Annotated in this window: 13 protein-coding genes; 11 read left to right on the top strand and 2 right to left on the bottom strand. The window is 67.6% G+C overall.

The features are described from left to right. The first annotated feature begins 3 nt into the window (after positions 1-3). The 5 genes from ACFPUZ_RS02440 to ACFPUZ_RS02460 all read left to right on the top strand — a co-directional run bounded on the left by ACFPUZ_RS02440 (position 4) and on the right by ACFPUZ_RS02460 (position 5668). A complete protein-coding gene (locus tag ACFPUZ_RS02440) occupies positions 4-1497 on the top strand; it encodes an ABC transporter substrate-binding protein (RefSeq protein WP_376999526.1) in 1494 nt (497 codons plus the stop codon). Further along, entirely contained in the window at positions 1497-2420 is a 924-nt protein-coding gene (locus tag ACFPUZ_RS02445; RefSeq protein ID WP_376999962.1) for an ABC transporter permease, read from the top strand. Before ACFPUZ_RS02440 ends, ACFPUZ_RS02445 begins: the two co-directional genes overlap by 1 nt. Beyond that, on the top strand, positions 2417-3232 hold the full coding sequence (locus ACFPUZ_RS02450; protein ID WP_376999528.1) for an ABC transporter permease: 816 nt from the start codon (positions 2417-2419) through the stop codon (positions 3230-3232). Before ACFPUZ_RS02445 ends, ACFPUZ_RS02450 begins: the two co-directional genes overlap by 4 nt. Continuing rightward, complete coding sequence (locus tag ACFPUZ_RS02455) at positions 3229-4650, top strand: ATP-binding cassette domain-containing protein (RefSeq protein WP_376999530.1); 1422 nt, start codon at positions 3229-3231, stop codon at positions 4648-4650. Before ACFPUZ_RS02450 ends, ACFPUZ_RS02455 begins: the two co-directional genes overlap by 4 nt. A gap of 64 nt (positions 4651-4714) precedes the next feature. Beyond that, on the top strand, positions 4715-5668 hold the full coding sequence (locus ACFPUZ_RS02460; protein ID WP_376999532.1) for a hypothetical protein: 954 nt from the start codon (positions 4715-4717) through the stop codon (positions 5666-5668). 80 nt (positions 5669-5748) lie between these two features. Here ACFPUZ_RS02460 and thpR read toward each other — a convergent pair whose 3' ends face one another. Together thpR and ACFPUZ_RS02470 are read right to left on the bottom strand one after the other, a co-directional pair. Next, positions 5749-6276: an RNA 2',3'-cyclic phosphodiesterase gene (gene thpR / locus ACFPUZ_RS02465; RefSeq protein ID WP_376999534.1), complete on the bottom strand. Its 528-nt coding sequence runs from the start codon at positions 6274-6276 to the stop codon at positions 5749-5751. A 23-nt stretch (positions 6277-6299) separates the two neighbouring features. Then, positions 6300-7178, bottom strand: coding sequence for an ADP-ribosylglycohydrolase family protein (locus tag ACFPUZ_RS02470; protein ID WP_376999536.1), 879 nt, complete (start codon positions 7176-7178; stop codon positions 6300-6302). A gap of 140 nt (positions 7179-7318) precedes the next feature. Here ACFPUZ_RS02470 and ACFPUZ_RS02475 point away from each other — a divergent pair, with 140 nt between their 5' ends. From ACFPUZ_RS02475 to rbsD, 6 genes are read left to right on the top strand one after another with little or no spacing between them, the layout of a single operon-like run. Continuing rightward, the gene (locus tag ACFPUZ_RS02475; RefSeq protein WP_376999538.1) at positions 7319-8308 is read left to right on the top strand and encodes a LacI family DNA-binding transcriptional regulator; all 990 of its coding nucleotides are present in this window, start codon (positions 7319-7321) and stop codon (positions 8306-8308) included. A 4-nt stretch (positions 8309-8312) separates the two neighbouring features. Continuing rightward, positions 8313-9848: a sugar ABC transporter ATP-binding protein gene (locus ACFPUZ_RS02480; RefSeq protein WP_376999540.1), complete on the top strand. Its 1536-nt coding sequence runs from the start codon at positions 8313-8315 to the stop codon at positions 9846-9848. Beyond that, positions 9845-10789 (top strand): ABC transporter permease, encoded by a 945-nt coding sequence (locus tag ACFPUZ_RS02485; protein WP_376999542.1) that lies wholly within the window; start codon positions 9845-9847, stop codon positions 10787-10789. The genes ACFPUZ_RS02480 and ACFPUZ_RS02485 overlap by 4 nt, the downstream gene beginning before the upstream one ends. 25 nt (positions 10790-10814) lie before the next feature. Next, positions 10815-11738 (top strand): D-ribose ABC transporter substrate-binding protein, encoded by a 924-nt coding sequence (locus ACFPUZ_RS02490; RefSeq protein ID WP_376999544.1) that lies wholly within the window; start codon positions 10815-10817, stop codon positions 11736-11738. After that, positions 11735-12655: a ribokinase gene (locus ACFPUZ_RS02495; RefSeq protein WP_376999546.1), complete on the top strand. Its 921-nt coding sequence runs from the start codon at positions 11735-11737 to the stop codon at positions 12653-12655. Before ACFPUZ_RS02490 ends, ACFPUZ_RS02495 begins: the two co-directional genes overlap by 4 nt. Then, positions 12648-13022, top strand: a complete 375-nt coding sequence (gene rbsD / locus ACFPUZ_RS02500) for a D-ribose pyranase (protein ID WP_376999548.1) — start codon at positions 12648-12650, stop codon at positions 13020-13022. The genes ACFPUZ_RS02495 and rbsD overlap by 8 nt, the downstream gene beginning before the upstream one ends. Positions 13023-13085 lie beyond the last annotated feature (63 nt).

The raw sequence follows: 13085 nt of genomic DNA on the forward strand, positions 1-13085 counted from the left end.
GGCATGACAGTTCGTCGTGCTCTCGGCACGCTCGCCCTTGTGGCGGGATTCGCGGTCACGGCCTGCTCCGCGGGTTCCACCGCCACACAGGTCGGTCGCGTCGCCGGGGAGGAGTCCCTGGTGCTGGGCACCACCGGCGTGCCCGCTTCCCTCGACTTCACGACGACGGGCGGCGCCGCCATCCCGCAGGCCCTCATGGCCAACGTCTACGAGGGCCTCGTGCGTATCGACGCCTCGGGGACCATCGTCCCCCTCCTCGCCACCTCGTGGGACGTTTCGGAGGACGCCACCATTTACACCTTCCACCTGCGCGAAGGCGTCACGTTCTCGGACGGGACGCCCTTTGACGCCCGGACCGCCGAGTTCTCGATCAACTATGTGCGCGACTCCTGGACCAACGGTCTCAAGGCGCAGATGGACGTCGTCGCGGACGTGCAGGTCCTCGGCGACCACACCCTGCAGGTGACTCTCGAGCGCCCCTCCCACCACTGGCTGTGGTCGATGGGGACGTTGACGGGGGCGATGATGGCACCGGGGGGCGTCGATAAGCTCGCGACCCGGCCGCTGGGGACCGGCCCCTATCGCGTCGAAAGATTCGCCGTCGGCGAGTCCATCACCTTCGCCGCGCGTGCGGATTACTGGGGCGAGGCGGCGAAACAGAATGCGGCGATCCGCTACTTCTCCGACGCTACCTCCGCCGTTAATGCCCTGCGCTCCGGCGATATCGACCTCGTGTGGGCGATGCAGGCCCCCGAACTCCTGGACACGCTGCCGGAGGACTACACCGTCGAGGTGGGTACCACCAACGGTGAGGTGCTGGTCTCGATGAACAACCGTCGCGCCCCCTTCGACGACCCCACCATCCGGCAGGCCGTGCTCCACGCCGTGGACCGGGAGGCCGTCAACCAGGTCGTGTGGGAGGGGCTGGCCGCCGACACCGGCGGCGCGCCCGTACCGCCCACTGACCCGTGGTTCACCGGCACCGACTTCGCCCCCTTCGATCCGGACCGGGCCCGCGAGCTTCTCGACGGCCGCACCCCCGAGATCACCATCTCCCTGCCGTCCCTGCCATACGCGCAGAATATCTCGGAACTGCTGTATTCGCAGCTGCGTGACGTCGGGTTCCGGGTCCACCTGGAGACGGTGGAGTTCCCCGCCGTGTGGCTGGCAGAGGTGATGACGGCGAAGAACTACGACATGTCGATCATCGCCCACGTGGAGGCCCGCGACATACCGGCACTGTTCGGCAACCCAAACTACTACCTCGGCTACGACGATGAGCAGGTTCGCGCAGACCTCCTGGCCGCCGACACCGCGGTCACCGTCGAGGAACAGGTCGCACACATGGAGTCGGCCGTCGCGACGATCATGTCCGACGCCGGCGCGCTCACCGTGTTCAATTTGCCCAACATCGTCGTCACGGCCCCTGGGGTCACCGGAGTGTCCCCCACCGTGGTCACCGATGCCCTGGCCCTGGCCGGAATGGAGAAACAGTGATTGCGCGCGTGCTCCTCAGGTTCCTCGTGTCCCTGTTTCTCGCCTCGGTGGTGATCTTCCTCCTGCTGCGCCTCGTTCCCGGCGACCCGGCGCGCGTGGCACTGGGGGTGACCGCCACCGACGAGGCGGTGGCGGCTCTGGCCAAACAGCTGGGCACCGACCGCCCCCTCATCGTGCAGTACCTCGACTGGGTCGGCGGGTTGCTCACCGGTAACTTCGGCACCTCGCTGGCGTCGCGACAGGACATCACCCCGCTCATCATCGACCGGGCGCAGGTCTCCCTCCTCCTCTGCGGGATGGCGATGGTGCTCTCGCTGCTCATCGCCCTGCCCCTGGGTATGTGGGCCGCGCGGCGCGATGACCGCGTCGTCTCGGCCGCCGCCCAGGTCGGGGTGGCCATCCCTTCTTTCCTCACCGGCATCCTGCTCGTCACTGTCTTCGCTGTCCACCTGGGGTGGGTGCCGGCCAACGGCTGGATCCCGCCCGGCGTGGACTTCGGCGGATTTCTGCAGCGCGTCATCCTGCCGGTGGTGGCGTTGACGCTGGTGCAGGCGGCGATCCTCACCCGCTACGTGCGTTCCGCGGTCCTTGAGGTGCTGGACCGTGAGTTCATCCGCACGGCGCGGAGCACGGGCGCGTCGATGAGCGAGGCGTTGTGGCGCCACGGGCTCCGGAACGCTGCCCTGCCGGTGTTGACCGTGGCGGGGCTCCAACTGACCAGCCTCATCGTCGGCGCCGTGGTCATCGAACGCGTCTTCCTCATCCCGGGACTCGGGTCCATGCTGTTGGATTCGGTGGCCCGCCGGGACTTGACCGTGGTGCAGACGATCGTCATGCTGCTCGTCGTGTTTACGCTGACGGTCAACCTCATCGTGGACGTCACCTACCGGCTCATCGACCCGCGGATCAGGAGGAGCGCATGAAAAGGTTGCCTGTCTCCGGATGGATCGGGGCGGTCATCGTCACGATCACGGTGCTGCTCGCCCTCATCTCGCTGGTGTGGACCCCCTACGATCCGGTCCACGCCCTGCCCGCCGAACGCCTGCTGGGGTCCTCTACCGAACACCTCATGGGCACCGACCGTTACGGCCGCGACGTGTTCTCCCGCATCATGGCGGGCGCGCAGATCACCCTCTTCGTCGGCCTGGTCGCCGTGGGGATCTCCGCCTTGTGCGGCGTCCCCCTCGGCATTCTGGCGGGCATGCGCCGGGGCTGGGCGGAGACGTTCATCATGCGCGGCATGGACCTCATGCTCGCCTTCCCTGCCCTGCTGCTGGCCATCATCGCCGGGGCGGCCTTCGGAGCCGCGACACTCACCGCCATGATCGCGATCGGCATCGCCGGCATTCCGGGATTCGCCCGTGTGGCCCGCGCCGGGACCTTGCAGGTGATGACACAGGACTACATCGCCTCCGCACGCGTCTCCCGGGTCCCCGGCCTGGTCATTGCCCACCGGCACGTGCTGCCGAACATTGCCGGGGTGATCATCGTGCAGGCCTCCGTGGCCTTCGCACTGGCGATCCTCGCCGAGGCCGCGCTCAGTTTCCTCGGCCTGGGCACCTCCCCGCCCGACCCGTCCTGGGGGCGGATGCTGCAGTCCGCACAGGCCTCCCTGGGCTCTGCCCCACAGCTCGCACTGTGGCCGGGCCTCGCGATCGCGCTCACGGTGCTGGGATTCAACCTTCTCGGCGACGGCCTGCGCGACGTACTCGACCCTTCCAGGAGCCGACGATGACCATTCTCTCCGTGACCGGCCTCCACGTCGGCGAGGGTCTGCTCCGCGACATCACCTTCACCGTCGGACGAGGCGAACGCGTCGGGCTCATCGGCGAGTCCGGCTCCGGCAAATCACTCACCGCCCTGTCCATCATGGGCCTTTTGCCCCGCGGCCTGGACGCCTCCGGGTCGGTGGTACTCAACGGCCAGGAACTCATCGGGCTCAGCGACCGCCGGCTGCGCCCCCTGCGCGGCAAGGTGGTGTCCATGGTGTTCCAGGAACCCATGACCGCGCTGGATCCCCTCATGACGGTCGGACGGCAGGTCGCTGAGGCAGCCGGACGATCCGAGGTTACCGACCTCTTCGAACGGGTCTCACTCGATCCCGCGCGCATGAACGCCTACCCACACGAACTCTCCGGCGGACAGCGCCAGCGCGTGCTCATTGCGATGGCCATCGCGCAGGAGCCGGACCTGCTCATCTGCGACGAACCGACGACGGCCCTGGATGTCACCGTCCAGGATCAGGTACTTGACCTGCTGGATCATCTCGTCGACGAGCTCGGGATGTCCTTGTTGTTCATCACCCATGATCTTGGCGTGATCAACCGGATGTGCCGCCGCGTACTCGTCATGTCTGGTGGCGAAATCGTCGAGGAAGGCACCACCGAGCAGGTGCTGCGCGCCCCGGAACACCCGTACACACAGCGCCTTGTCGCGGCGTCCCTGCCTGGCGAACCTGCCGAAGTCCGGGAGGTCGGCGAGCCGGTGATCACCCTGGAGAACGTCACCCGCACGTTCGGCTCGACGCGGGCCCTCGATGACGTGTCGCTGGTGGTGCGCCGCGGAGAGCGTCTCGGTGTAGTCGGTGGTTCCGGCTCCGGCAAGACCACACTGCTGAGGCTGGTCGCGGGCCTTGATGTCCCCGACAGTGGCCGCGTGCTTGTCGACGCCGGCGTCCAGGTCATTTTCCAGGACCCCCGCAGCTCACTCAACCCGCGCCTGCGGATCGGCCGTTCCGTCGCCGAGGGCGGCGGCGACCACGCCCGCGTTCTCGAGGTCCTCACCGAGGTCGGGCTGCCTGTGGACGCCGCCGAGCGCTATCCCCATCAGTTCTCCGGCGGGCAACGTCAGCGCATCTCCATCGCCCGTGCAGTGGCCGGGAAACCCGAGATCCTGCTCGCCGACGAGCCCGTCTCCGCCCTCGATGTCTCCGTTCGCGCCCAGGTCCTCGAGCTTCTCGACGAACTGGTCGACGAGTACGGCCTCACCATGCTCTTCATTTCCCATGACCTCTCGGTCGTGCGGGAAGTGTGTTCGACAGTGGCAGTCATGTACCAGGGGCAGATTGTGGAGCACGGTCCCACCGAGGAGATCTGGACGAATCCCCAGCACGAATACACACAATCTCTCTTGGCAGCCATTCCGCAGATGTGATCGACCGGAACCCTTGCACAATTCGATCACTTGTTCTACGGTGAGGCGTGAAGGGGGAAATAACATGTTCACACTGACGATAGATCCTGCACTGGAAAAGGGGCGCAACTCCACCTCGGAGAGGGAGGGGCTCAACCTGCTCCGTCCGGCGGCCTACTTCTCCGTCTCCGACCGCCACGACAAAGCCGCCATCCGAGGCACTCGCGCCCGGCAGGAGGACCACGCCATGTGGCAGGAGGAGCTGCCCGACGATGACAAAGACGACCGACTTACTATCGCCCGCCTGCGCCGATCAACTGGCCGAGGTGACCGTTACGTCACGTCCGCCGTCTCCGCTCACCGGCGTCTGCGACAACTGCCGAAGTTGAAGCGGCTCCAGGAGCGCCACTATCACCTCGATCTCGCCCGCCTGAAGTTGATCGATTCCGTTCTGAACAAGATCGATGGCAGTAACGACGACCACATCGCGATCGTTGATGATGAGATCACGGCCTACCTCACACCCACCCGCGCCAACCAGGACCTGCCCACCCCGGGGCAACTCGACAAGAAGCTCAACGCCATCATCCAGCCCTTCGATACCTCGGAGCCCGAACAGTGTGATCCCCTCCCCGACCGGAAGGACCGCTTCACAGTCGGATACGACGGGGACCGCTCCCACGTCTCCCTGGAAACCGACGCGAAGACGGGCAAGGAGATCGAGGAACGGGTCCGCGCCTACGCAAGCTCCCACAACGTGAGCCAGACCGAGGCCCTCAGCGCTCTCCTCAGTGGGGAGGAAGAGTCGAAATCCACGACCGACTCCCCACACGCGTACGACACCCCAGACAGCCCGACCCCAGAGACGAGGAATAGCCACCGCACACCGTCGACCACCGATGACCTCAACTCCCCGTCCGCAACCATGCAAGACAGGGCCCGACGCCGCAGTCTTCGGTTGGGCAGGCATGCCGCCCCAGACAGATTTCGCCGGGGAGCCGTCTCGCTGAGTCGACGCCTGCTGCGAGGCAGAGTGTGACGCTTCAGCGAGGCAATCAGCTACGACACCGCATCATCCCCGCCGAAGGCCACCCGACCGAGCCCGCCGTTCTCAGCCCGCTAACCCAGCCGCACGCTTTCGAGGATCTCGTATCGGGGACCTCCCGACCGTCCCTCTCCAAGACGGGACTCCATGAGGACCAGCTCATCACACACAAACTCCGGCCCCTCATAGACCAGGAGCGCATGCACCAGGTCGCCGACAAGCCAGCGTTCCTGCGTCCGGGCGACCGTCAGGTGGGGTTTCTGCGTCTGCACCGGCTCCTCAATGACAGCGTCCGCCATGAGCGACTTGAGGGGGCGGACATCGCCTCCCACGCCCATCCACAGAGTCCGGTGCCCGAAGGAGCCGGCGCCGTGGAGCCGCAGAGACAGCGGCGCCGCAGAGTTGGCCGCAGTGGCGAGGTGCGCCAGCAAGTCGGAATGATCGTTGGGCATCTGACCGTAGAAGGCCAGTGTGATGTGCCAGTTGTCCGGGTCCGTCCACCGCATGTCGCGGGTCGTGGACTCCCGGATCGGGCGGAGCGCATGGACGAGGTGCTCGCGCGCCTCGCGGGAAATGAGCAGTGCGGAGAAAAGTCGTTTCATGGTTTCAGAGGATTCGGCGACACTTACGGGCCGGGCGACGTGGAGGGGAGGTCGGAAATCTCCAGGAGCCGGTCGACGAGCTCGGTGGCGTCATTGGGGTGATATTCAGCGGGTCGGTTACGGATGGGACGGCAGGTGTCAATGACCTCCCGCCAACGCTGCGGGATGCCATCGATCCCGTGGACACCACCGAGGAAGGCGCCGACGATGGCGGCATTGGTGTCGGTATCGCCACCTCTGCCGATGGTGCGGACCAGGGCCTCTTCGAAAGTGTCCCCTCGCTCCACCTCGTGGACGGTGAGAGAGAAGGCATGTCGGACCCACCCCTGCTGGGTGTACATGTCTCCGGGCACCTCGTCGTGGAGGTCGGTCCGGGAGAAGACGGGAGCGGAACCATCGTGGATGACCTTGGCCAACGCTCCGGTCCAGACGGCATTGACGTCGAGACAGTAGGAGTTCGGGTGCGTGAGTGCGGCGTCGGTGCGCGCCAGGGAGGCGGCACGGGCCGGGTCTGCGTGATAAGCGATCGCCACCGGGGAGATCCGCATGAGGGCGCCGTTGGCCTGCGAGTTCTCGTTGTACTGGCCGCGCAGTGCGCTGCTAATCGTGGCCCCGATATCGAAGGGATGGGACTGGTTCCATCGGTGGTAGGAGTCGAGCACGTCGGCGCGATCGTAGCCACCGTTGCGGACGAGGGAACGTGCGAGGGCGAGCGCCATCTCAGAATCGTCGGTGGGCTGCCCCGCAGCGATGCTGTGGGTGCCGCCGTCCGCCATGTCGCGGACCCCGTCGGGGTAGGCGGCTGCGATCTCGCCCGGGCGTTGGAATTCGACGAGGGCTCCGAGGTTGTCTCCGATGAGCTGGCCGTACCAGGCACCGAGGGCGCGGTCGCGAATGGTCATGCCAGGAAGTCTACGTGTGTGCCCACACAACAGAAATCATTCTGTGACCTGGGGCACTTGACGCACCTCGGGAGCGGGCATAGCCTGAGTGAAACGCCAGCTGCAATCGATTGCAATGATGGCAGGAAGGAGACGACGCCATGGCCCGACCCACGCTCAAAGATGTCGCGGCGGCCGCCGGTGTCTCCGTCTCCACCGCCTCCCGCGCCCTGGCCGACAACCCGGTCATCGCCGCCGGCACCCGGCAGCGGGTGCGCGCCCGCGCCCGGGAGCTCAACTACCTCCCCAACGCCCAGGCCCGCGCCCTGCGCAGCGCCAGGACCGGCATCCTCGGCCTCACTATCCCCAGCCTGGTCAACCCCTTCTTCGCCACCATGGCCCACGCCATCCAGCAGGCCTCGGCCCGCCGCGGATTCTCCACCATCATCTCCTCCACCTCCGAGGACCCGGCCCAGCTCACGCGCTCGCTGGACACCCTCGCCGCGCAACAGGTGGACGGCATCTTGGCCGTCCCCTACTCCGGCTCCGACGACACCTTCAGCCGTCTGACCATGCCCGTTGTCCTCGTCGACCGCGAGCTCCCTGATACCGGACTCCCCACCGTCGCCTCCGATCCGGCCCCGGGCATGGAGGCCGCCGTCGACCATCTTCTCGACCGTGGCCACCGCCACCTCGGCTACCTCTCCGGCCCGATGAGCACTTCCACCGGCGTGCGGCGACTCGCCGCCTTCGAGGCGGCGTGCGGGAGGTGGGGCGTCGAAAAGCAAGAGGTCTACCACGGCGGTTTCGACCGTTCCGACGGCCACCAGGGCACGCTTGACCTGCTCGATCGCGGGGTCGAGGCGATCATCGCCGGCGACACGATGATGTCGGTGGGCGCTCTCGAGGCCTGCCACGCCCGGCGCGTGAAGATCGGCCGCGAGCTGGCGCTCATCGGCTTCGACGACAACCCCACCATGCGACTGCAGGCCACCCCGGTCAGTGTCATCGACCAAAACGTCGAGGACCTGGGAACCAGGGCACTGAACCTGCTGCTCGACCTCGTCTCGGGGACGTCCCCGCCGACGTCGATCTCGACCCCCACCACACTCATCATCCGCCCATCCAGCAATTTCACCCGAAGGAGGTGACCCCGTGACCGATGCGCTGCTGACGCTGGAGAAGGTCTCCAAGTCTTTCGGCCCCATCAACGTCATCGACGAGGTGAGCGTTTCCGTGTACCCGGGCCGGGTAACGGCCCTGCTCGGGGAGAACGGCGCGGGCAAATCGACGCTCATCAAGATGATGTCGGGCGTGTACCAGCCGGACTCCGGCACGATCATCGTCGACGGTCAGCCCACGAGCCTGCCCACCACCAAGGCCGCGGAGGCCCTGGGCATCGCCACCATCCACCAGGAACTGAACCTGGTACCCACCATGTCCGTCGCCGAGAACGTCATGCTCGGACGCACCCCGGAGAAATTCGGCCTGGTCAACTACCCCGAACTGCGCCGTCGCGCACAGGCGGCGCTCGACATCATCGGTGTCAACGTCGACCTGGACACTCCGGTCGGCGAACTCGGTATCGCGCGGCAGCAGCTGGTCGAGATCGCCAAGGCGCTGTCCATGGACGCCCGTCTGCTCATCCTCGATGAGCCCACCGCCGCCCTCACCGGCCACGAGATCGACCAGCTGTTCACCGTGGTCGACGACCTCAAGTCGAAGGGCGTGGGCATGGTCTTCATCTCGCACCACCTCGACGAGATCGCGCGTATCGCCGATACCGTCTCTGTCCTGCGCGACGGCCAATTCGTCGCCGAGGTCCCCGCCGACACCCCGGAGGAGGAACTCGTCCGCCTCATGGTCGGCCGTGACATCGACGATCAGTTCCCGCGCGTCGTCCCGGAGCTGGGGGACGTGCTGCTCGAGGTCGACGGACTCACCGCCGCCGGCCGTTTCCAGGACGTCTCCTTCCAGGTCCGCGCCGGCGAGGTGGTCGGCGTCGCCGGCCTCGTCGGGGCGGGGCGCACGGAGGTCGTCCGCGCCATCGCCGGAGCCGATCCCGTCGACTCCGGCACCGTCCGCATCGCCGGTAAGGACCTGCGCCACCACGACATCGCCGAGGCCATCCGGCGCGGCGTCGGCCACGTGCCGGAGGACCGCAAGGCGCAGGGCCTGGTGCTCGGCGCCAACGTCGGCGACAATCTCGGCCTGGCCACGCTGCGTTCCACCGCGCGTTTCGGCATCGCCGACCGACGTGGCCAGCGCCGCCGCGCCGCCGAGGTCGCCGAGAAGCTGCGCATCCGCATGGCCGGACTCGACCAGGACATCCGCAACCTCTCCGGCGGCAACCAGCAGAAGGCCGTCTTCGGCCGCTGGGTCCTCGCCGGCTCGCAGGTGCTGCTGCTGGACGAACCCACCCGCGGCGTCGACGTCGGCGCCAAGGTGGAGATCTACAACATCATCAACGAGCTCACCGCCGCCGGCGGGGCCGTGCTCATGGTCTCCAGTGAACTGCCCGAGGTCCTGGGCATGTCGGACCGGGTGCTCGTCATGTCCGGCGGACGCCTCGCCGGTGAACTGCCCAACACCGCCACCCAGGACGAGGTGATGGCGCTCGCGGTCTCCCAGATCGACGATTCGCTCACGTCCGAGGCACTCGACCAACTCGACCACAAGGAGTCCCGATGACCACCGGCCGCAAGGTGCTCAACTGGGTGATGAACAACGGCGCCCTGGTGGGACTCGTCGTCCTGTGCATCGCCCTGTTCGCCGCCACCCCCCACTTCCTCACCGTCAACAACGTCCTCAACATCGGCATCCAGGCCGCGACCGTCGCCATCCTCGCGTTCGGCATGACCTTCGTCATCGTCACTGCGGGCATCGACCTCTCGGTCGGCGCAGTCGCCGCCCTCGGCGCCATGGTGTCCGCCTGGTTCTGGGTGGATGCGGGTCTGCCCGGCTGGCTCACCCTGCTGGCGGGCCTGCTCACCGGCCTGCTCGCCGGCGCGATCAGCGGCATCGCCACGGCCTACGGCAAGTTGCCCGCCTTCATCGCCACCCTGGCGATGATGTCCATCGCCCGCGGCGCCACCCTCGTCATCTCGCAGGGCTCGCCGATGGCCACCGCCCCGACCGTCAACTGGCTGGGACGCACTGTGGCGGGAGTCCCCATCCCCATCGTGATGATGGTCATCGCCGGGTTCGTCTGCTGGTTCATCCTCTCCCGCACCGTCCTGGGCCGCTCGATGTACGCCATCGGCGGCAACGTGGAGGCCGCCCGCCTCTCCGGCCTGCCGGTGAAGAAGATCCTGGTCACCGTCTACGCCCTGTCGGGCCTGTTCGCCGGACTGGCGGGCCTCGTCATGGCCGGCCGCCTGTCCTCGGCGCAGCCGCAGGCCGGTGTCGGCTACGAGCTCGACGCCATCGCGGCCGTCGTCATCGGAGGCGCCTCCCTTGCCGGTGGTACCGGCAAGGCGACCGGCACACTCATCGGCGCCATCCTGCTGGCCGTCATCCGTAACGGCCTCAACCTCCTCAACGTCTCCTCCTTCTGGCAGCAGATCGTCATCGGCCTGGTCATCGCCCTGGCCGTCGGCTTCGATGTGCTGCGCAAGAAGACCACCACCTAACAACCCCTCCCCCGAAAGGAACATCATGTCCATCGCACGCAAGTCCCTCGCCATCGTCACCTCCGTCACCCTCGCCCTCGGCCTGGCCGCCTGTAACCGCGATTCCGCCGGAGACGGCTCCGTCACCCTGGCGCTGTCGACCCAGACCAACCCCTTCTTCGTGCAGCTGCGCGACGGAGCGCAGGCCAAGGCCGATGAGCTGGGCATCACCCTCAACATCCAGGACGCTTCGGATGATGCGTCCACCCAGATCAACCAGCTCAACAACGCCGCCAGCTCCGGCGCGGACGTCGTCATCGTCAACCCGACGGATTCCGACGCCGTCGTGCCCGCCGTCGAGGCCCTCAACAAGGCGGACATCCCCGTCATCGCCGTCGACCGTTCCTCCAACGGCGGCGAGGTCGCGTCCTTCATCGCCTCCGACAACGTGGCCGGCGGCAAGCAGGCGGCGGACGCTCTGGCCGCCGCGATCGGCGAGGAGGGCGACGTCATCGTCCTGCAGGGTATCGCCGGTTCCTCCGCCTCCCGTGACCGCGGGAAGGGCTTCAGCGACGGCATCGCCGCCTACCCGAACATCAACGTGGTGGCCACGCAGACTGCCGGCTTCGACCGAACCAAGGGTCTCGACGTCGCCTCCAACCTGCTCCAGGCCCACCCGAACGTCAAGGCGATCTTCGCCGAGAACGACGAGATGGCCCTCGGCGCCCTCGAGGCCCTGGGCGCCCGCGCCGGCGACAGCGTCAAGGTCGTCGGTTTCGACGGCACCGCCGACGGTCTCAAGGCGGTCAAGGACGGCCGCATGGTCGCCACCATCGCCCAGCAGCCGGGCGAGCTCGGCGCCCAGGCCGTGGAGCAGGCGAAAAAGATCCTCGACGACCAGGCCCCGGAGAAGGAGGTCCCGGTCGAGGTCGTCACCGTCACCCGCGAGAATGTCGGTGACTTCGAGTGAGCGAGCCCGCTGAGGTCGTCGTCGTCGGCTCCCTCAACGCCGACCTGAGCGTCCGCGTGGCCCGCCACCCGCACCCCGGGGAGACCCTCCTGGGATCGGGCGGCGTGGTCACCGCGGGCGGCAAGGGCGCCAACCAGGCGGTCGCCGCCGCGCTGCAGGGCGCGCAGGTCGCGATGGTCGGAGCCGTCGGCGATGATCCCTACGCCGCTCCCGCCACGGCAGTGCTGCGGACCTCCGGGGTCGACCTCACGGCCGTGGCGACGGTGCCCGGTACCACCGGCCTGGCGGTCATCACCGTCGACGATGCGGGCGAGAACACCATCGTCGTCGTCCCCGGCGCCAACGCCACCGTCGACGCCGCCTACGTCCGTTCACACGCCGCTCTCATCGCTTCCGCGCAGGTCCTGCTCCTGCAGGGCGAGATCCCCGCCGATGGTTTCGCCGCCGCCGTGGACCTCGCCGGGGGCCGCGTCGTGGTGAATCTGGCTCCGGTGATCGAGGTGGACGTCGATAAGCTCCTCCGGGCCGATCCCCTGCTGGCCAACGAGCATGAGGCCGGGCTCGTCCTCGACATGCTCGGGGCCGGCATCGCGTCCGGGGATCCGGAGGACCTCGTGTCCGCGCTCATCGACGCCGGCTTCCCCTCCGTCGTCCTCACCCTCGGCGCCGCGGGCGCCCTGGTGGGCTACGGGGCGACACGCACGCCCATTCCGACGCCGCGGGTCACGCCCGTGGACACCGTCGGCGCGGGCGACGCTTTCGCGGGTGCCCTGGTCGCCCGGCTCGTCGCCGGGGACAACCTGGTCACCGCCGCCGAGCACGCCGCCCGGGTGGGAGCTTTCGCCACCCTCGGCGCGGGAGCCCAGACCTCCTACCCCGGCCCCACCGATGTGCTCCCGGAGGTCTCCGATGCGTAAGTCAGGAATCCTCCACGCCGAGCTGGCCGCCCGGATCAACCGGCTCGGGCACACCGACACCGTCGTCATCGCGGACTGCGGCCTGCCCGTCCCGGCGGGCGTCCCGGTGGTGGATCTGGCGCTGGTCTTCGGCATCCCCCGCTTCGCGGACGTACTTGCGGCCTACCTCTCCGAGGTCGTCGTCGAGGAAGTCACGCTCGCGGCGGAGACTCCGGAGCAGGTGCGATCGCTGCTGCCGGACGTCCCACAGACGGAGGTCAGCCACGAGGATCTCAAACGCCTCGTCGCCGACGCGTCATTCGTGGTGCGTACCGGTGAGACGACCCCTTATGCGAACGTCATCCTCCACAGTGGGGTGCCTTTCTAGCGGAAATGGTGGCACCAGACACAGCCTCCCGATAGAGTGATCTGCAACACAATTACTCTATAG

Source organism: Corynebacterium nasicanis, from assembly GCF_042658165.1.
Lineage (GTDB): Bacteria > Actinomycetota > Actinomycetes > Mycobacteriales > Mycobacteriaceae > Corynebacterium > Corynebacterium nasicanis.